Source organism: Planctomicrobium limosum (assembly GCF_051465645.1).
Classification (GTDB): Bacteria; Planctomycetota; Planctomycetia; order Planctomycetales; family Planctomycetaceae; genus Planctomicrobium.
On sequence record NZ_CP195790.1, the window covers coordinates 5,439,867 to 5,459,742 of the forward strand.

The window sequence follows — 19,876 nt, forward strand, 5'->3', positions numbered from 1 at the left end:
CCGCGTCAACCGAGAAGGCTGCGCTGCTGTGTGGTCACCGAATCAGTCTAGACGTTGGCTGAAATGACAACCGCACTCGCCTGTCCGGGAGCAGTGTAGTTCACGTTGAGGAACACTTTGTTCTCGGTTGGCAGTGGCTTGCCATGAACCAGGTTCAAGCCCAGTTCGGAATCTGGTAAATTGCAGTTCAGGATCGGTGGTACTGCTCCTGAGTTTTTCAGGCTCAGCAGTGAACCAACCAGTTCAATGAACCCGCTTGCTGCACCTGTGTTCCCGAAGTGGCCTTTGAGGGCAGTCACCGGGACATTGGAATCGCCGAGTAGCTGACGCAGGGCCGATGCTTCGTCCCGGTCGCCTTCAACGGTCGCGATCCCGTTCGCGTTGACGTGACCTAACTCGGAAGCTTCCATTCCCGCGCGACGCAGTGCTCCACGAGCAGCGTTCAACACTGATTGAGAAATATCTGCCTGTCCGGTTGGATTTGAGACGCAGGAAGAACTTCCACCGAGAACATATCCGTAGATCGTGGCGCCACGTTTTTTGGCGTGTTCTTCTTCTTCCAGAACCAGGCAGACTGCCCCTTCCGAAGCGACCTGACCATTACGGTTCGTGTCGAACGGTTTGCAGCTGCTGGCTGGATCGGCCTCGTCGTAACCGAGTGAATCATTCAGGCGAGCGTGGATTGCTTTGACCGGATGAATCCGTGTGCCTGTTCCCCCCACCAGCATGACGTCTGCAGCATCACGTTCCATGATGTTCAGAGCTTCGGTCAACGCGACGCCAGGTGAAGCTTCGTCCAGAGTCACAGAATTGTTTGGACCGCGAGCATCGCTGAAGATCGCGATATGGCAGGCGGGCATGTTCGGGAGGTACCGCAGCATCCACAGCGGTTCCATCTTCTCCAGGCCTTTGGTGCCCCATTCGGCGAACTGGAATTCACCCTTTTCATTGCGGCAGGCACGAGTCGGACCAACCATCGTGTCTGGCGGGAAGAACATCAGGTTTGCCCCGTACAACACTCCGAGCCGCTGGTGATCGACTGTATTGAGGTCCAGACCGGAGTCGTCCAGTGCCTGCAGTGCAGCAGCTGCTCCCAGCTGTGTCTCACGGGACATCACTTTGATGCTCTTGCGTTGAGTCTTGAGATAGTCTTTCTTGGCGGCTTCTTCGGTGAATTCTTTCACCTCGCCGCCGATCCCATGCGGAGTAGCCGTGCAGTGATAGTGGCGAGTGGGCTCAATTCCCGAGCGGCCTGCACTGAGATTTTCCCAGAACGCAGCCTGTCCGATCCCGATAGGGGAAAAGATCCCGATTCCGGTAATGGCGATTTTGCGTTTTTGCACTGATGACGTCATTGGTATGAAATATCTGCGGAGGGCGGCAATGGCCGCAACGACTGAACAGGCATCGGCTGATGACCCCCTGTCGCTTGAATAAGTGAGGGAATTCATCACCGTGAACGTGGAGGCGGACCCCCAAACAGGGAGCGACCCGCATGTTCCGATTATCTAACAGCTATTCTGACGATATTTGGAGCGAACTGCAAAGTCGATCAGGTTCTCCCAGATTCTCTCAATCTCGGGTCTGTTGAATCCTGAAGTCCTTCACCAATAAGGTTATACGACAAAACTGTCAGGAAAATTCCCAATCCAGGAAAAAGAATCAGCCACCAGTTTTGATAATTTGACTGACCTGATCGTAACAACTGTCCCCAACTCGGGTTCGGAGGAGGAGCCCCAAATCCAATGTAGCTCAGGGACGTCTCCACCAAAATTGCTGCCGCAATTCCGAACGTGATCGGTACCAGAACAGGGGCCAGAGCGTTGGGAAGCAGATAGCGGAAGATGATCCGAAAATGACTTTCTCCTAATACTCTGGCTGCCGCAACGTAGTCCATCTGCTTCAACTTGAGGAACTCTGCTCGAATCAATCTGGCAATGCTGGTCCACCCGGTCAATCCAATCACGGCCATCATGTGCCAGATGGACGGCTTCTCAATCACTGCGATCAGGGCCAGAATCAAAATAAGTGTTGGAATGCACATCACCACTTCGATGAGTCGACTCAGGAGAATGTCGGTCCAGCCGCCGAAGTAACCGGCGATGGCACCGAGTGTCATTCCAATCAAAGCCGCGATTCCCATCGACACGAAGCCGACAAGTAACGCGGTTCGCGTTCCGTGGACAATCTGGGCGAAGACATCGAAGCTGCGGGAGTCAGTGCCGAAGAAGTTGAGGCGGGAAGGGCGGCCGCTTTGTGGATTTCCCGGACGGTTTGGCCATTCGTCAGCAGTGACAGAACGAATCGGATCGTTGTAGTTCAATGGCCAGATCGCCCAGCTGTCAGGGTCACTTTCCTTCAATGGAATGGGATAGCGCTTGAAGAACGGAGCTCCACTGAACTCGCCTTCCCATTTCTGATTGAAGTAGCCAAGAAACGGAAAGTGAATCTTCCCTTTGTATTTGCAGATGATGGGTTTCGTCCCCACGATCAAAGGGGAGAAAATTGCCACAATTCCGAGGAACACAACGACGCACAATGCCATCATCGGGAGTCGACGTCGACGGAAGCGTTGCCAGGATTCCTGCCAGAATCCCGGTGACTTCGGGAGTGAGCTCAATTGTGTTTTGGGCGTATTCATGAGTGAAAAACAACTGAAGAATTGAGCGGATATCAAATTGATGTGACGGTCTTCACGGTCCCTGAATCAGTCGCCGAATCAGGAGCTCATTTGTGAAACGTCAGTTGTACGTGTTCATGTCAGTCCGAACCTGTTCTGGGAAGGCACACATTGCAACGTGTCGCCTCGCCTGAACGTCGCCTATGGCTTACTCAAGCCGAATTCGTGGATCGACCAGTGCGTAAAGGACATCTGCAAGTAACTGTGCTGCCAGGGTCAGTACGGAAAACATCAATACGAGCCCCATCACAGTTGGATAATCCCGTTCTGTGATTGATTCAAAGAACTGGCGTCCCATTCCCGGCCACGAAAAAATCTGCTCCACAATAATCGAGCCGCCTAACAAACTCGGGAGAGCCAGTCCTAATAACGTCACAAGCGGAATCAGTGTGTTGCGGAAGGCATGCGTCCAGATCACGCTGACTGTTCCGAGTCCTTTTGCCCGTGCGGTGCGAATGTAGTCCTGTCGAAGAACTTCCTGCATGTTTGCTCGAATAAATCGGGCATCGTAGGCCAGCCCCCCGTATGTGAAGACAGTGACCGGAAGCAGCATGTGCAGGAACAAATCCCAGGTCTTTCCGAAGACACTGAGCTGCTCGTAGTTGTCGCTCACCATGCCAAACAGGGGGAGCCATCCCATGTAAATGGCAAAGAACAGTTGCAGGAAGAGCGCCGCGACAAAGCTGGGAAACGAATAGAGCATGTACAGAAACGTACTGATCATTCGTTCGTCTTTGTGGCCGTTTCTGGCGCTGCAGTAGAGCCCCAGTGGAATGGCCAGCAGATAACTGAGTGTCATTGCCGGAATCGAGAGCAGCAGGGTAGGGCCAATACGTTCACGGATGATGTTGGTGACTGGCTGCTTACGCGAAAATGATCGCCCCAGATCGCCTTTGAAGATATTTCCGAGCCAGTAAACATACGCCTGTGGCCATGGCTTATCGAGTCCGTACGCGACCTCAAGTTGCTTGATACGTTCTGGAGATGGAATCTTCCCCGGGTCGCTTTCAGCCATATTCACCGTTAACGGTGTTCCAGGCATGCTGCGGATTAACCCGAAGATGATGAACGTGATCACCAACAGGGTGAATGCTCCGATGGTCAGACGTCGAATCAGGTAAGTCAGCATCGCACAAGAGCAGTCTTCAGAAGGGAAGGCTTATGAAACACCGTCACTGATTCGATGGTGTTCTTGTTTCAACGAAATGTGCCCCGGCGAGCAACCGGTGACGTCAATGGAAACGACTCAGATTGGTCTTCACTGAATCAATTTCACGGAATCAGCAGTGTGGCTGATTCAAGCTGTTCGTCCAATACCGTTGTTCCGACTGGCAGGGCTCCAGTAACAGGAACCCTGCTCAGCGGGCAACGTCGTCTCTTCAAAATGCCGGTTGCGAAACAACTCTCAACGCGTTTTGCACAGCCATGAACATGTTTATCGGCAGGTGCAGTGCGATGAGTTCCTTCGCTGGAACATTGCATCTGCTCGCAGTTGTTACTGAGCAATCGTCCAAAATGCATCGAACCCTGGGCTGTAACTGTATGGGCCGCGTGGACTGAAAGTGTACCCACGCAGCTTCTTGTTAAAGCCATAGAATCCGCTGCGGTAATACAGCCAGGCGTACGGCTGGTCTTCCCACAGGATGTCGTCGATTTCCTGATAAAGGGCTGCTCGCTTGTCAAAATCGAGTTCTTTCATGGCCTTTACAAACAGTTCATCAACTTTCGGATTGGAATAGCCTCCGTAGTTTCGGGACTCGTTTGTTTTCCACAAGTTCTCTGAAGTTGAAGGATCTGCCCCGGCACCCCAACCGCCGAACATGGCGTCATAGTTGTGGTCCTGTGCTCGCTGCTGCATGACGGTGAACTCGGTCGGTTTCACGTTACATGCAATGCCGAGACGGTTCAGGCTTTCTGCGAGTGAAGTGGAGATGTCGATTCGAGTTTGATCTGTAGTACACATGATCTCGAATTCGAACTTCACTTTCTTGCCATTGATTTCTTTGTCGCGAATCCCATCGCCATCTGTGTCGACCCAACCTGCGTCGACCAGCAGTTTCTCTGCTTTGGCGAGGTCCTGCTTATAGAGAGTACGTGGTTTCTTGGATCGAGCCCAGTTTCCTTCCGCAAAACAACCGCTTGCCTGATCGTAAAGACCGTAGCAAAGCTTGTTCAGGATCTGGTCGTAGTTGACGGAGTAAGCCATTGCCTGGCGGACACGCAAATCGGTGAACCAAGGCTTCTTCATGTTCCAGCCGAAGTAGAAATAGGTCCACTCCATTCCACGCACTTTGGTGTTCTTGGAATAGAACGCGTTGTCTGTTGTCTGTTCCACCCACTGCTGAGGTGTCAGCAGCATTTCGTCAAGCTGGCCATCGTTCAGAGCCAGTCGGGCAGTGTTGCTGTCTGTCAGCACGCGGAAGCGAATGGTTTTATAGCGAGGCTTTGAGCGAACCTGCTTTCCGTTTCGCATGTAGTAGTCTTCACGGCGTTCAAGAACGATTTCCTGTCCTTTGATTCGCTTTGAAATCTGGTAAGGACCAGCAACAACCGGAGTGATCTCCAGCTTCTGGTGGTAATCCCCTTCCAGGCGAGGGTCCGTCTTGATGGACTCTTCGTAGATGTGCTTCGGGACGATCGGGAAGTTGCAATTCCAGACGTTGGTCGCCATCGACTCGCGGTGGAAAATGACAAACGTGCGCTCGTCGTAGGCTTTGACCCAGCGCAACTTGTCTGTTCCATTGCGGACCGCTGGAACCGGGACATCCGGGTTCATGATCATCTGGAACGAGAATTCTACGTCGTAAGCGGTCAATGGTTTGCCATCGGACCAGATCAGGTCATCGCGAATGACAACCTTGTCGTACAGCAGATCTTTACTGGTCTGCCAGGAGACGACTGTGTCTTTCGGAGCGAATGGTTCCATGTTCCAGTCGAAACTGAAGAATCCTGCGCCGGTCAGGCCGTTCACTTCAGCGTCAGAGACGGAACTGGACATAATCGGGTTGGTGGAGTTGATGTCTCCGCCGATGTGACGCTTGATTTCAGCGTTCTCGTTGACTTCGCTGTCTGACTTCGGTGGCTGTCCGAGTGCGCTGAGAATCTTCTCGTTGTTCTCGTCCGAATCATTCTTCAACTTCAACGCTTCTTCGACACTGACCAGAGGCGGGTTCTCGGCCTTATACTTCAGGAACCGCTCCATGATGTCGATGACAGGTTGATCCTGCCAATCGGCCTTCGCGTCCAATTCCGCCATTGTTGGGGCATCAAACGGTTCGAGCTGCGGTCCTTTCTCGGCGTCTGCGGACTGTTCGCCCTCTTTTGATGCCTGTTCTGGGACTTTGTAGTTCGGGGCAGTGGGACAACCTGACAGAAGTGCCAGAGATAATCCACCTGCACACAGCAGCCATCGGTAGCGACAATCCATCATCCGCTTTCCACCCTCAGCGTCGAAAGAAATTCGTCCTGGTCCATTCCTCACAAGAGCTTGTCCAGTTCAGACCGTTTCAGGTCAGGGACATGCCTGCAGAGGACAGCGCCAATTCATGGAACTCAAACTTGTGCAACTCAAACTGAATTGATCAGTTAAGTCGTAGCGATTGTGTCAGACATACGACATATGGGCAAGATAGACTGAGGCAGATTGCGGCATGAAATTCGCAACGTTCACTTTTTCGTAGTGAATGACCATCGGGAATCGAGCGATTTTCTTTCTGCTCAGCCTTAAAACGATCACAGGCGAGGCAACTTCCGGATGGAAATCGTCTCGCCTGTTGAACATCAATCATGGTTTCAGAGCAATTTGAGTGCTGCTCTGTTCACGATCTCATTGAAATTACTTGGTCGCTGGTGCTGCTGCTGGAGCCGCTTCAACAGCGACAGCTTCGATCTCAAGGATGTCGATGTTGCGGAATTCCACTGGGTCGCTGTGTCCAGCAAATCCAAAGTGACCCTTCTTCAGGTCTTTCCCTGGATGTGGCTTGCCGCCCATGAATTCGGTGACCTTAGCAACGTCGCCGTCAAGAATCTTGAATCCGTTGACTTCAACGGTGATCTGAGATCCCTTAACAGTGACGATCTGGAAGTTCCATTCGCCGGTTGGGCGGAGGTAGCCACGAGCAGCTGGAATCATCCCGTAGACTGACCCGTGAGCCTGGCGTGGGTCGATTGTTGCGTACTTCTCGTGCTCCGAATCGAGGATCTGGACTTCGGTCATCCCGTCATAGGCTGGTCCGCCTTTGCCTGGGTAACGAATTGCCAGACCATTATTTCCTGCTGGTGGCAGTTTGAATTCGAGACGAACAGCGAAGTCAGCGTATTCCTTTTCGGTGAAGAGGACGTCGCCTTTTCCGTGCTTGCCGCGGATTGCTCCGTCAACGACTTCATAGCCTTCCATTCCGCCTTTCCAGCCGGTGAAGTCAGTGCCGTTGAAGATTGATGCAAATCCGTCGCCTGATTTTTCGCGAAGAATCTGGTTTGCTTCAGCGGATGGAATTTCACGGACGGCAATGTGACGCCATTGGATTTCTGACCCGTGAGTCTGGAGCTGGATCTGACCAGCGAGAGAGAGTGGCTGATCACGGTAGAAGTAGTTTTCCATGATCGCGTGGTTCACGACGAGGGTGTCGTTCAACCAGACGCTTGTGCGTGAGCCGAGTTGGCGAACGCGGAGTGAGTTCCATTCGCCGAATGGACGGTCAGCCAGAACCAGTGGGTCTTTGCCTGGAGCGCCCTTGCTGTTGTTCCACAGGCCGCCTGAACCTTTGTCTGACCCGTGCTTCCAGGATCCACCGGCTTCGGTGAAGTCCCAGATCTGAACTTGTGGGTTGTTCTTCAGGTAAACGCCGCTGTCACCCTTTGGGAAGGTTTTGAACTCGAGGATGAGTTCGTAATCGCGGAATGACTCGTCGGTGGTCAGGTAGACCCCTTTGCCGTCATTGATGATGACGCCGTTTTCGACTTTCCAATGCAGTGGAATGTCAGCATTCCATTCTGCGAGCTTGGCGGCGCGGTCTTCTGCTGTCATCGCAGCGAGTTTGACAGCGTCGAAGTGTGGCATGCCGTGCCATCCAGCGAAGTCTTTACCGTTAAACAGTGAACGGAACGCACCTGGTGGTGTCCATTCTCCTGCGACGGCAGATCCGACCGCACTCAGGACGACGCAAAGACTCAATAGACATTTCTTCACAGAGGTCTCCTTCTAGTCCATTTCAATATTCGACGGCCGTCGGTCGCTCAACGCCAGATTGTTCTTCGGGGCAACATACTTCATTGAAGGTCTGTCTTCGATAGAACGGGAGAGGCTGGGCTTAACGGCAATCCACAGAGATCAGCACGTGCCATCTGAGTCAATAGGGTAATCAACTTTCCGTCCAGATGCGATTCTGAAGAACTGCCGTTGTGTCGTTTCCTGCCGGTGAATTATTGTACGTCCGATCCTCAATGGATGAGGTGCCAGAGATTCGTTGATAACGTGTCCATATTTTATTGAAGTATGGGCTATGCAAACTGTGGAGTTGGCCAGGATTGGCGTGAAGTGTGCAGTGATGTGCACTCAATCTGGTTAGGAGCGAACTCCCACGGTTTTATGGCTCGCGTGTTAGCATGGAGGCCCGCACAATGGGCGCAAAAATCGCAAGCTTTTTGGCCACGTTGCTACTTTCGATTCCGCTCGCTGCCATTGGAATTATGGCAGTTTTTGGTGTTCCACAGCTGGTTCCGGCCAGTAACACTGCAGAGCGAAATCAGGTTTTGCGAGGTTTTCAGGACGCATTGAACTGGGGACGCGGCAATAACGGCGGCGATCAGGTTCAGCCTGCCTATGAAGAGGATGCGGCTCCGTTTGTGCAAAACGCTGCTCCGATGCACCAGAATTCCATGCAGAATTCTGAGACTCCGAATCAGGTTCCAAACTGGTCATCTGGATCAGCGAATCAAGGCGATGCTCGTTCAATGGCGGTGCGACGTGATTCGTCCACGCTCTCCAATACAAGCAGTCTTCCCAACGGCATTGGTAACGGCAACGGCAATGGGGTTAATGGGAGGACTCCTCCATCACACTGGAGTAATCCGCAGACGACTCCAGCTGGTGATGCGACTCGCGTGGCACTCAACCAGTCGAACGGATTTGCAGCAAACAACATGGCCGCTGCAAACGGGAATATGTCTGTGAATTCAGGTGCCAATGTTCCAGTCGCGTCCGTTTCCACTCCATTCAATTCCAGTGAAACGCTGACATGGCGACAGGCGTCACAGCGTCTTTCAGATCTGGGAGTCACGAACTTTCATCTTGAACGTGGTGACAAAGAAGGGACGTTTCTGTTTGTCTGTCTTTATTCGCCTGGGGATGCTCCGCAGGTGACACACCGATTCGAAGCTCAGGCCGATGATCCGCTGATGGCAGTGAATCAGGTCTTGCAGCAGGTTGATTCCTGGATGCAGGAGCGATTCGCAAAAGCCAACTTTCCAAATCGGTCTCCAAACTTTTCGCTGAACGCAGGGGCACAGAGCTCCCGGTAACGAGTTGAGTTGGTCGTTTCCGTCGCGTCGGGGCAGAGTGTTATCTGCGGACGGCAATTTGAGAAACTGATGCGATCTATCAAAGCGAATTCTTGAAATTTGCGAACGCCCAGAAGGCAGGTGGCAAGTCAGTCCCGGACTGATTTTGTTGCATTCAGGTGCCAGCCGAGAGCGGTCAACGTACGTGATTCCTGATTTCCCTCAACGCATGTTTCGCTTGCTTCGCGATCGTCTGACGCGAGGTCAGGGGGAGACTGCACAGGGATGGAGATGGCGTCGGCGGCTGTCGAGTCAATCAGTCGAGACACTGGCTTTTCAACCGACAACGGCGATTGCGATTCGCACGCCCAAGATGGCTCGTCTTGAAGCTGCACTCTTCGTTGCCGATTCCGCTCAATCGGCGAGAAAACTGGCCCAGATCGCCATGTTGTCGGATGCGCGAGAAGCAATCAGTCTGATCGATCAACTCAATGAGAGTTACGATACTGGTCGATCGACGTTTCGTATCGAACGGGTGGCGGCGGGGTATCGATTGCTGACCCGCAGTGAATACTCGCCGTGGCTGGATCGTTTACATGAGAGGCAGGCGAGGCTGAAGCTGTCGTCGCCGCTGATGGAAGCACTCGCGATCATCGCGTATCGTCAGCCATGCACCCGTGCAGAGGTTGAGTCGGTACGAGGTGTGCAGTCTGCGGAAATCCTCAAGCAATTGATGGAGCGGAATCTGGTTCGCGTCACCGGAGAGGATGATTCGCTCGGGCGGCCTTATCTGTATGGGACCACGCGTCTGTTTCTTGAAACGTTTGGCCTGACAGAACTGACCGAATTACCGTGGTCGGCTCGTTTGCGACGTGCCACTCCCGCAGATGCAACGGAATCAGCGACGGATGGCGATTCCGGCGATTCAGTTGAAGCAGCCTGATCTTAGGCCGGTCAGCTGCACTTCTCTCACGTCGGGGGCGTTGCTTTTAGCATTTCCAGAAGTCGTGCAGAGCTACTTGCACGTAAGACCCGGCCTTAGACCGGTTCGGTCTATCATGTGGCCGCGCAGCAGCCTTCTTAACAGGGAAGAACTAAATCCCGCGTGCCACACACGCTGCATGATTTTGCAGATGCTCTAGTATTCGCGGCGCTGCCTTGAAGAAGGGATGTTCAGGGCTTTTCGATACTTGGTGACAGTCCGGCGAGCCAGATTGAAACCATGCTTTGAGAGTTCCGTCACCAGAGCGTCATCGCTGAGTGGATCAGCTTTATCTTCCTTGTCGACGATCTCTTTCAGCTTCAGCCGAATGTTTTCCCATGCGACGTCTTCGCCGTCGGCCGTTTTTGTTCCCCCACCGAAGAATCGCTTCAGTGCGAAGATCCCGCGAGGAGTGGCAATAAACTTGTCGTCGACCGCTCGCGAGACTGTGGTCACGTGGACATTCACAACATCAGCAATGTCTTGCATCTTCAGCGGCTTGATGAATTCCGGACCTTGATCCAGAAACTCCGTCTGCTGATCGACAATGGCCTGAGCCACTCTCTTCAGGGTGTTGTAGCGCTGTTCAATGGAATCGATGAGCCATTTGGCCGATTCAATCTTGCGCTTGATGAACTCTTTTGTCGCCTGATCCGGGTTCCCTTCCAGCATCTTCAGATACCGGCGGTTGATGCGAAGTTGTGGGACATATTCATCGACGAGTTCAACACGGTATTCACCGGTTTCACTGCTTTCGACTTTCAGGTCCGGAGTGATCGACTGCACATTGGATGATTCGAACATTCGCCCTGGGTAAGGGTCGAGTGTGCGCATCTGCTCAATCGTGGTCTTGATCGCGTCGAGTGAATAGCCAGTCTTACGTTCCATGAGTGGAAGACGATTCTGAAGAATGTCGTCCAGATGGTCAGAGATCAGCACGGTCATCATCTCGCCCAAGGGGGTCTCAGGCGTGATTTGCAGTAGCAGACATTCTTTCAGATCGCGGGCACCGACACCGGGAGGGTCAAGTTGTTGAACCAGTTTGAGAGTCTGGTCGGCGTCCTGCAGCGAGATGTTGGCCCCAAAGACTTGCACCAGCTCCGGCAGGGAACTCTGGAGTCGACCATTGGCATCGAGATTGTGGATCAGATATTCGCCGAACGCTCGGAGGTGTTCCGGAGCATCGCAATGGAACTGTTCCAGAAGGTGATCGTGTAATGTCTCTGGGCGATTCTCCGCATTCGCCATGACATCGTGCTGGCGATCAGAATCGTCGTCGATCTGGTTTCCAGAGGGCCGAGAGCCAGATGTGTAGTTATCATCCGGCCATTCCTTAGAGATCTCCAGCAGACGCTCAAAGTCCGACGCATTGTTATCGTCGGTTGTCAGCTCGCGGCGTTCGATCTCCAGTTTGGCTGGTTCCGGTGCTTCTGTCGCAGCGGCATATTCTTCTTTACGGCTTGCAACCTGTTCGAGAACAACGTTTTCAGCCAGTTCCTGATCGATGCGCTCCTGCAGCGCCATCAGAGGCAGCTGCAGGATCTCCATCGATTGGATCATCCGCGGTGCCAGCTTCATTTGCTGGCTCATCCGCATCTGTTGGGAAACGTTCAGGTGCATTGCGTGTGATTCTTATTCAAGGAGCTGGAACTGGTTCTCAACTCCGGTCCCAATCTGGTTTGGCATTCGAACTGAGCGATGAAGGCAACTGTTTGCGTTCACGGTTCATTTCGAATTCACCAGCCGCACAGGAAAAGCAGGGAAAGCTCTTGGGTCCGGTGCAGTTGAATTCTGGAACGCCGAAAATTCGATGTCCCAGAACTTCTTGATAAATCCCGTATTTACTTAACTGTTGTCAGGTGACGTAACGGACAAATGAATTGTTCCAGCGAGCGTGCTGAAAGCGTTGCCACTGTGACCTGACCGGGCCTCCGTTTGCTTGACGGTTTCTTGTGAACAGCGTACCGCGTTACACATCTCTCGATAGAGCATTCGCTCGATTCTGGACCAAATGCATTTAGAAGTGCTGCCGACCTCGCATGGCGTCGGCCAGCATTTCTTTATTTGCAAATTCTAACACGCTCCCTGTGGCAATCCCGCGGGCCAGTCGTGTGATTTCGACACCCAGGCCTTCCAGCAGGTTAGAGATGAACAAGGCCGTTCCATCTCCTTCCAGTGTCGGATTGGTTGCCATGATGATTTCTTTGACCTGATCTCGTTTGACCCGTTGAACCAGCGGGCCAATCGTCAGGTCTTCAGGACCGATCCCTTCCAGTGGAGCAATTCGCCCACCCAGAACGTGATAGGTTCCTTGATATGCGGCAGCAGCTTCGAGGGCCGCAATGTCTTTTGGTTGTTCCACAATGCAAACAACAGTCCTGTCTCGACGGGGGTCTCGACAGATGGAACAGACTTCCTGCTCAGTCAGATTGGAGCAGACCTTGCAGCGACGTATTGATTGTTTGACGTCCCGAATGGCATTTGCCAGTGCCAGTGCTTCGTTTTCCCGACAACTCAAAATGTGGTTGGCCAGACGCTCTGCGGACTTGCGACCGATCCCCGGCAAGGATGCAAATTGTTCGACCAATCGACCTACGGCTGGCCCGAAGGGATGTTGTTCAGGTTGATTTCCTCGAACCGCCATGTGAAGGTGTCGCTCCATCGCAAGTGTTGAATACGAAAACTGATGTCAGCAGAGGAGGTTGATTTCTTCTGTCGAAGATGGCTCCAACACACAGGACCTAAAATCCTGTGTCAGTTGATGCCCACTCCAAATTTTGACATCACCTGCGGCAGACCTGGAACCCCAAGTCCTTCTGCGAGGGCTGCAACTTCCTTTGCAGCGGCTTCCCGTGCCTGTACCAAGGCAACATTTGTCGTTTCTCTGACAAGGATTTCCATACGCAGTGTCTCAGTTGCCAGATGAGGACTGACTGAAAGCGAAACGACTTTCAATTCCCCGCTGACGACAACTGTGACAAGTCTGCAGTCACTGGTTGCCTCGATTCGCATGTCTGTCAGTCGAGATTTCATCTCCTGAGCTTTGGCCTGCAACAGAGGCAAATTCTTCATCAGGCCTGCAAGACCTGCGAGTGCATTGAAATTAAACATTTACGAATCGTCCTGAGTGTCCTCTGCCGGGAGTTCTGATTCTGTGTCGTTGACTGGAGGTGCATCCAGCAGGGGTCTCACCTCCAACACCTGCCCGCCGAAAACCGCAACTGCAAGCTGAACAAACTGATCTGCTTCCACAGCTGACGGTTTCAATCGTTCAACAACAATTGCGTTTTCCTGACGTTCAGGAGCCTTGATCTGAACTTCTGCCGTCGGGTCGATGGTCAGTTTGCAGTCAACCTGCTTGCCGGCCACCTGAGTGGTAACAAAATTGAGCCTCTTCAGAGTTTCCGGCTGTTCGCAGTACTGCTTTGCAAAACTATAACTCTTGGGGAAGAAGATTTCCACAAGATTTGGTCCAGAAATTGCTATGCGGTTCGAGACCTTCAGCTTGCTGACCTGCACCCGCGACATCTGGCTGACGACAGCATGCCAATATTCTGCGAGGTGTGCTTCGTCGAACGGGACGTGTGGGATCTCTGACGCATCTTCCATGTCAGAAAGATATTCCGGCGTGGCGATTGTTGCCGTCTCGATCGGTGCAGCATCTGCGATGGCTGCTGGCTTCGGGGCCTGCGGAGGTATTGGAGAAGGGGCTGGAGGACCAGGGGCCGCTGATTGAGGTTCGGTGACGGTCGGAGCTGCCGTAACTCGTTCTGACGCGACATGTATTGCTGTAACAGGAGCTGCGGTGGTCGCTGCAATAGGCTCTGAAGCTGGAACCGCAGCAGACGCTGGGGCAGATGTTGGCAACGGTGCCGATGTTGTTATCGGTGCTGTGTTTGCGACCGAAGGGGTAGACTGCGTTGCAGGTTGGTTTGCGACCGGGGCTGAGGACGGAATTACTGCAGGGTTACTGTTTTTTTTTTCCTGCATCCCCTGATAAAACGGGCCGGTCGGAGCCGGACGTCCCGCCGGTGTCGCTACGGAACCTGATGCAGTGGAAGGAATAACGCCGGATTGCAGGAGCACGCTGATCTGGTCGAGGCGTTCCAGTGTGGCGAGTCGAACAACGGCAAGTTCCAGTAGTGCTCGTCCATGAGTCGTTCGCTGCAGACGATTCTTGGTTTCAGCGACGATCTGCATTGCCGCGGAGATGGTCTGTAATCCCCAACGCTCAGCCTGCTTCTGGACTTGCGCTCGCTGATTGTCTGTCACTGCCGAAAGGGGAACCCCTTTCGCACCTGCGGCCGTCACAAGCAGGTCGCGAAGATATCCCAACAACTGATCTGTCAGCCCGCCTGTCTGAACTCCTTGCTGCATCGCAGCTTCCAGTACTTCGAGCGCAGTCCCGGGTTGGCTCTCGATGCAGGCGTCGATTAGCGTGAAAAGTCGGTCGTCGGATGCAGTACCCAGCAGGTGGTGAACATCGTCTGCGGTGATGCGCTCGCCCCCGAACGCCAATAGCTGGTCAAACAGGGATTGACTGTCCCGCATCGATCCGTTGGCGCGGCGCGCGACGAGTTCGATCGCATCTTCTTCGACAGTCTTGCCTTCCGCTTCGGCAATCTGTCGCAACCGGCCTGCGATACTCTCTTGGTCGATGGTTCCAAAATCGAACCGCTGGCATCGGGAGAGGATCGTGTCCGGAACTTTGTTCGGTTCCGTCGTGCAGAAGATGAATTTGACGTTCGGCGGCGGTTCTTCGAGCGTTTTCAGGAGTGCGTTGAATGCTTCTTTTGTGAGCATGTGAACTTCGTCGATGATGTACACCTTGTAGGGTGATCGCATCGATCGAACTCCAACGTTCGCACGGAGTTGGCGAATATCATCAATCCCGCGGTTGGATGCACCGTCGATCTCAAGAACGTCGACATCACTTCCTGCACCGATGGAGTCGCAGACTTCACAATGATTGCAGGGAACTCCATCTTTTACGTGAGGGCAGTTCAGAGCCTTGGCAAAAATTCGGGCTGAAGACGTCTTCCCAACTCCGCGAGCCCCTGTGAACAGGTAAGCGTGCGCGACACGACCGGCGCGGATTGCATTCTGCAACGCTTGCCCGACGTGTTCCTGCCCGACGACCTCGGCGAATGATTTCGGCCGAAAGCGTCTCGCCAGAACGGTATATGGAGATGGAGATTGTCGATCTGTGACCATTCATCCTCATGGCGTCGCAGTCACTCAATTGAGCGGTGTGAGCACCATTCCTCTCTGTCGCAGTGAAATCCTGATTCTCAGCAACCAGTTTCAGTGCCGTTTTATGGAACACTGAATGTGAGTGCTGATTTTCTTTGCCTGGAACGGTTTCGTGGAGCCCCAAATTGATTCGATGAACAATCGGAGGGAGTGCACGAAATGCCGTTAGACGTTCATACGGTGAGTTTGCCGGTTTTGCAATCGGTGACGAGGCAAGTCGGTGGAATTCTGTGCCAGTTTGGTTGGGCAAGTGTCCTGTAGCGACTTGCATCGCTCCAGAGTCGAAATTTGTTTGAGTCCGGCCCTTGAAAAACCGTCGTAACCTACTCATTCGGCAGTAGTTTGGAAGCCGGATTGCCGAGTGCAGGAGTTTCTAAAGGCTCGGATTTTGGGAAGAGAAGAGTACGCGCAGTGAGATCCGTTCGGGCGGTGTCATTCTCTCTCGGAATTACGCATCGACAGGCATTTGAGCGAAAAATCGGCATTCTCTTGCCCTCTTTACCATGTACAGACAGATCTAGTCTGGAATTTTACCGATGTACAAGGATAAACTTCACTACATGCGAACTTTGCGTGCAAACTTCAGCAGCACATAAAGTTTGCACTCAGCCTTCCATAATTGCCTGCGATTTAGAACCGTCTCGATGATCGCTCCCGAAAGGGCGACTCAAGTGTGACGGCCTCCCCAAGTTCCCTCCTCGATGGCTGGCTCCTGCCGTTATCGAAACTGACGTTTTGACACAGAATTTCATGGCGTGAAGATGACCCGTATTCTTCCAGCGTTGGTCTTAATTGTTCTCTCCCTGAATGTCAGGGTGATTGCTGGAACTCCGGAAGAGGACTTTGAACAGGTCAAGCCGCTTCTCGCAAAGTACTGCAATTCGTGTCACTCAGAAAAGAAGAAAGAAGGGGACCTCGACCTCGCCCGCTTCGACACCTTCAACAAAGCGTTTGAAGAGAAGAAAATCTGGGACACGGTTCTCGCTCGCTATTTCACAAGGGAGATGCCGCCGGAAGGGTCTCCATCTCCGAATGATGCTGAACGCGTGATTCTGAATAACTGGTTCACCGCAATGACCAAAGATGATGGTCACTGCAACCGCATTGCGAACGATCAGAACACCAATTTCTATCGTGGGCACGTCATGAGTCGTCGGCTCACTCGAACGGAATATGCGAATTCCATTCGTGATCTGGTGGGCGTCGATGTCCCTGTTACGGACCGTCTGCCTTCGGATGGTTCCGGGGGAGTCGGGTTCGATACCGTCGGAGATTCTCTGTTTCTGTCGCCGATCCACTTTGAAATGTATGTGGACATCGCAGAGCAGGTGAGTGAAACGCTCTGGCCGGATGATGCGAATGCTCAAAAGGGAGCGACCGAACGACTCAATCAGAAGCGAGCCGAATTCGGTGCACATGTCGCCCGTGAGAATGAACTTCCACGAGAGGCTGCTGAACGCATTCTTTCTGGAATCGCACGCAGGGCGTTTCGTCGCAAACTCGATGAAGGGGAGATGGGACGCTATCTGGCTCTTTATGATCAGGCGATCAATCGGGGGCAGGGGCATATCGCCGGAATGCGGTTGGGATTACAGGGAATTCTAGTTTCGCCTCACTTCCTGTTTTTGGCAGAACCTGAGCCAGAGAAGGAAGGGGTTTACGCCCTGTCGGACCATCCACTGGCCGCCAGAATCGCGATGCTGATCTGGTCCTCTTTGCCGGACGAAGAACTTCTGGCCGCAGCAGACGCAGGCCTTCTGCAGAACGATGACGAACTGAAGAAGCAAGTTCATCGAATGCTCAAGGACCCACGAGCTTATGCGCTCGGCGAGAACTTTGCTGTTCAATGGTTGGGGCTGGGACCGTTGGGAGTCACTGTTCGGCCTGATGCTGGCAAGTTCCCAGAGTTCACCGACGAATTATCCGATGCCATGTTGAAGGAAACATCAACGTACATCGCGAAGCTGTTTATGGAAAATCGGAGTCTGCTGGAACTGCTGGATTCTGATTACACCTATGTGAATGAAGCTCTCGCAAAGCACTACGGAATTGAGAATATCACTGGCCCGGAAATGCAACGGGTGCAGCTACAAGACCGGAAACGTGGCGGCGTCATGACTCAGGCGAGTGTGCTGACCGTCTCGTCATACCCATTGCGCACCAGTCCTGTTCTCCGAGGGCGATGGTTGCTCGAAGAGATCATGGGAAGTCGTGTTCCGCCTCCGCCGCCTGATGTTCCGCCGCTGCCGTCTGAGGGAGAAGACGGTTCTCACCTGTCGATTCGCGAGCAGTTGGAGAAACACCGGTCGAACCCACAGTGTGCGAGTTGTCATTCACGAATGGATCCGCTTGGGTTTGGAATGGAGAACTTCGACCCAATCGGACGTTGGCGAGATCAGATTTCGGGAATCGCAATTGATGCGTCAGGGAAACTTCCTTCTGGTGAGGAGTTCAATGGACCTGCCGAAATGAAAGCAATTCTGTTGAAGCGGAAGAATGAGGTTCTGCGTCACCTGAGTCGGAAAATGTATGGGTTCGCTGTGGGGCGCGATCTGAATAAGTTCGATGATTGCGTGATTAAAGAAGCGGTCGAAAAATTATCTGCAAATGATCACCAGGCGGCTCTGTTGGTCGAGCACATTGTGCTGAGCTACCAGTTCCGACATCGATATTGCAAAAAGTAAAGTTGCAGGAAGTCGTTAACGTTTCCGGATTGAGTCTGGAATGAGTGTTGTCTTTGCTTTGATTGGCTGGACAATAGGTCGACAAGACAAAATAAAGAGCTCCGTGCTCAAGGAAAGAACAGAGTCATGAGTCAGTCAATGAATCTTTCCCGCCGTCAGTTCCTGCGTGGCGCCGGAGTGGCATTGTCCCTGCCGGTGATGCAGTCACTGCTGCCACGCGCAGCCTGGGCGAATCCGTTGCCTCGCCCTCCCGTTCGCATGGGATGCCTCTTCTTCCCAAACGGCGTCTGGCAACCTGACTGGATTCCAACAGAATCCGGAGCCAATTACACGCTTCCATTTTCTTTGGAGCCGTTAGCCAATGTGCGTGATCAGGTGCTGGTCATGTCCAACCTGGACAAGAAGCACAGTCGCGGGGGAGACGGTCACTATGCAAAGACTGCCAACTTCCTGACGGGTCTGCATGTTGAGAAGACGACTGGAAAGAACATCAGCACCGGCGGGATCTCGCTGGATCAGCTGATGGCTCAGTACACCGGAAAATATACTCCGTTGCCATCACTGGAGTTGGGGATTGATCCTGTGATTTCCGGGATCGACAGCAACGTTGGTTACACTCGACTCTATGGTTCATCGATTTCATGGCAGACAGCGAATCGTCCTGTTGCGAAAGAAATTAACCCACGACTGGTTTATGAGCGACTGTTCGGAATTCGTCAGGCAAGCCGTAATAAAACAGGAGCCTCTGACAAGTTCGATTCCCGCCAGCAGTTGCTCGACCTCGCTTTGAATGACGCTCACAGTCTGCGTAAGAAACTCGGACGTGACGATCAGTTCAAGCTGGATGAGTACCTGGATTCTGTGCGCGGCGTGGAACGGCAGATCGAATTCTTCAATGCTGCCGATCCTCGTGAATGGGTGCCTTCAGTTCCTGACCATGCTTATACGGCACCGGCAACTGGCATCCCGGGACACTATCCGGATCACGCCCGCGTTATGCTGGACCTGATGGTGCTCGCGTTCTGGTCAGATTCCACCAGAGTCAGTTCGTTCATGTTTGCGAACGATGTGTCTGGTCGAAACTTTTCATTCGTCGATGGTGTGAAGGGCTCTCACCACGAGATGTCACACCATGAGAATAAAGAAGACAAGATCGCTCAGTACAAACGCATCTCTCGCTGGTTTGTACAAGAGTATGCCTACATGCTCGAAAAGATGCGGGGTATCAAAGAGGGTGAAGGGACTCTACTCGATCACTCCATGATCCTGATGGGTTGCGGCATGTCAGACGGAAACCGCCACGATCCAAACAACCTTCCGATTCTGCTCGGTGGGGGTGGAAACGGAACCCTGAAGACCGGCCAGCACATCGCCAGTGAGAAGGGAACTCCGTTGTGCAATCTCTATATGAATATGCTTCAGCAGATGAACATTCCTGTTGAAAGCTTCGGAGACAGCACCGGCCCAATCAAAGAAATCGCGTAGCCCGTTCACTTTCTTGCCGGCATCTTGTGACTAAAAGCTAAGAGGACTGCTCTTCATTTGAGGAGCAGTCCTCTTTTGTTGCTTTTGAACAACATCTCTATTTTTCTGACTCGCTCAACGTTGTCTTGGGCCGCTTGCTCCAACTCAAGTACATCCCGAGAGTAGAGAGAATCATGACGGCAGACGGTGCAATTGCTGCCTCGGATTCTAAGCTGGGTGAGAGGACTATCCCAACGGCCTGCCCAAGATGAAGAAGCGTTGTCAAAGTGCAGAACGCAAGAGACAATGACTTGG

General features: G+C 52.9%; 13 protein-coding genes. 4 read left to right on the forward strand and 9 right to left on the reverse strand.

Going from position 1 to position 19,876, the window contains the following annotated elements; genetic code table 11:
* Window positions 1-47: 47 nt before the first annotated feature.
* The 5 genes from SH527x_RS20550 to SH527x_RS20570 form a co-directional block, all read right to left on the reverse strand.
* On the reverse strand, window positions 48-1,343 hold the full coding sequence (locus SH527x_RS20550) for a beta-ketoacyl-[acyl-carrier-protein] synthase family protein (RefSeq protein ID WP_437192561.1): 1,296 nt from the start codon (window positions 1,341-1,343) through the stop codon (window positions 48-50).
* Between the two features lie 209 nt (window positions 1,344-1,552).
* Window positions 1,553-2,641 (reverse strand): ABC transporter permease, encoded by a 1,089-nt coding sequence (locus SH527x_RS20555; protein ID WP_437192562.1) that lies wholly within the window; start codon window positions 2,639-2,641, stop codon window positions 1,553-1,555.
* A gap of 187 nt (window positions 2,642-2,828) precedes the next feature.
* On the reverse strand, window positions 2,829-3,809 hold the full coding sequence (locus SH527x_RS20560) for an ABC transporter permease (protein WP_437192563.1): 981 nt from the start codon (window positions 3,807-3,809) through the stop codon (window positions 2,829-2,831).
* A gap of 366 nt (window positions 3,810-4,175) precedes the next feature.
* Window positions 4,176-6,110, reverse strand: a complete 1,935-nt coding sequence (locus SH527x_RS20565) for an ABC transporter substrate-binding protein (protein WP_437192564.1) — start codon at window positions 6,108-6,110, stop codon at window positions 4,176-4,178.
* Between the two features lie 405 nt (window positions 6,111-6,515).
* Entirely contained in the window at window positions 6,516-7,868 is a 1,353-nt protein-coding gene (locus tag SH527x_RS20570) for a 3-keto-disaccharide hydrolase (RefSeq protein ID WP_437192565.1), read from the reverse strand.
* A gap of 431 nt (window positions 7,869-8,299) precedes the next feature.
* Between SH527x_RS20570 and SH527x_RS20575 the strand changes: the two genes are divergently transcribed.
* Both SH527x_RS20575 and scpB read left to right on the forward strand, forming a co-directional pair.
* Entirely contained in the window at window positions 8,300-9,199 is a 900-nt protein-coding gene (locus SH527x_RS20575; RefSeq protein ID WP_437192566.1) for a hypothetical protein, read from the forward strand.
* A gap of 208 nt (window positions 9,200-9,407) precedes the next feature.
* Window positions 9,408-10,121 carry an SMC-Scp complex subunit ScpB gene (gene scpB, locus SH527x_RS20580; RefSeq protein ID WP_437192567.1) on the forward strand — a complete coding sequence of 238 codons (714 nt, stop codon included), beginning with the start codon at window positions 9,408-9,410 and terminating at the stop codon, window positions 10,119-10,121.
* A 195-nt stretch (window positions 10,122-10,316) separates the two neighbouring features.
* On the opposite strand, the gene rpoN is transcribed toward scpB, so the two are convergent.
* The 4 genes from rpoN to dnaX form a co-directional block, all read right to left on the reverse strand.
* Window positions 10,317-11,780 carry an RNA polymerase factor sigma-54 gene (gene rpoN / locus SH527x_RS20585; RefSeq protein WP_437192568.1) on the reverse strand — a complete coding sequence of 488 codons (1,464 nt, stop codon included), beginning with the start codon at window positions 11,778-11,780 and terminating at the stop codon, window positions 10,317-10,319.
* A 397-nt stretch (window positions 11,781-12,177) separates the two neighbouring features.
* Window positions 12,178-12,804, reverse strand: coding sequence for a recombination mediator RecR (gene recR, locus SH527x_RS20590; protein ID WP_437192569.1), 627 nt, complete (start codon window positions 12,802-12,804; stop codon window positions 12,178-12,180).
* 110 nt (window positions 12,805-12,914) lie between these two features.
* Window positions 12,915-13,232, reverse strand: coding sequence for a YbaB/EbfC family nucleoid-associated protein (locus tag SH527x_RS20595; RefSeq protein ID WP_437192570.1), 318 nt, complete (start codon window positions 13,230-13,232; stop codon window positions 12,915-12,917).
* A 39-nt stretch (window positions 13,233-13,271) separates the two neighbouring features.
* Window positions 13,272-15,374 carry a DNA polymerase III subunit gamma/tau gene (gene dnaX / locus SH527x_RS20600; protein WP_437192571.1) on the reverse strand — a complete coding sequence of 701 codons (2,103 nt, stop codon included), beginning with the start codon at window positions 15,372-15,374 and terminating at the stop codon, window positions 13,272-13,274.
* An 800-nt stretch (window positions 15,375-16,174) separates the two neighbouring features.
* Here dnaX and SH527x_RS20605 point away from each other — a divergent pair.
* Entirely contained in the window at window positions 16,175-18,097 is a 1,923-nt protein-coding gene (locus tag SH527x_RS20605) for a DUF1592 domain-containing protein (protein ID WP_437194658.1), read from the forward strand.
* A 126-nt stretch (window positions 18,098-18,223) separates the two neighbouring features.
* Window positions 18,224-19,582 (forward strand): DUF1552 domain-containing protein, encoded by a 1,359-nt coding sequence (locus SH527x_RS20610; protein ID WP_437192572.1) that lies wholly within the window; start codon window positions 18,224-18,226, stop codon window positions 19,580-19,582.
* The last annotated feature ends 294 nt before the right edge of the window (window positions 19,583-19,876 follow it).

Coding starts and splice junctions, on each gene's coding strand:
- SH527x_RS20555 (WP_437192562.1), bottom strand. CDS start 2,641: ATGAATACGCCCAAAACACAATTGAGCTCACTCCCGAAGTCACCGGGA.
- SH527x_RS20560 (WP_437192563.1), bottom strand. CDS start 3,809: ATGCTGACTTACCTGATTCGACGTCTGACCATCGGAGCATTCACCCTG.
- SH527x_RS20565 (WP_437192564.1), bottom strand. CDS start 6,110: ATGATGGATTGTCGCTACCGATGGCTGCTGTGTGCAGGTGGATTATCT.
- SH527x_RS20575 (WP_437192566.1), top strand. CDS start 8,300: ATGGGCGCAAAAATCGCAAGCTTTTTGGCCACGTTGCTACTTTCGATT.
- scpB (WP_437192567.1), top strand. CDS start 9,408: ATGTTTCGCTTGCTTCGCGATCGTCTGACGCGAGGTCAGGGGGAGACT.
- rpoN (WP_437192568.1), bottom strand. CDS start 11,780: ATGCACCTGAACGTTTCCCAACAGATGCGGATGAGCCAGCAAATGAAG.
- recR (WP_437192569.1), bottom strand. CDS start 12,804: ATGGCGGTTCGAGGAAATCAACCTGAACAACATCCCTTCGGGCCAGCC.
- SH527x_RS20595 (WP_437192570.1), bottom strand. CDS start 13,232: ATGAAGAATTTGCCTCTGTTGCAGGCCAAAGCTCAGGAGATGAAATCT.
- dnaX (WP_437192571.1), bottom strand. CDS start 15,374: ATGGTCACAGATCGACAATCTCCATCTCCATATACCGTTCTGGCGAGA.
- SH527x_RS20605 (WP_437194658.1), top strand. CDS start 16,175: ATGACCCGTATTCTTCCAGCGTTGGTCTTAATTGTTCTCTCCCTGAAT.
- SH527x_RS20610 (WP_437192572.1), top strand. CDS start 18,224: ATGAGTCAGTCAATGAATCTTTCCCGCCGTCAGTTCCTGCGTGGCGCC.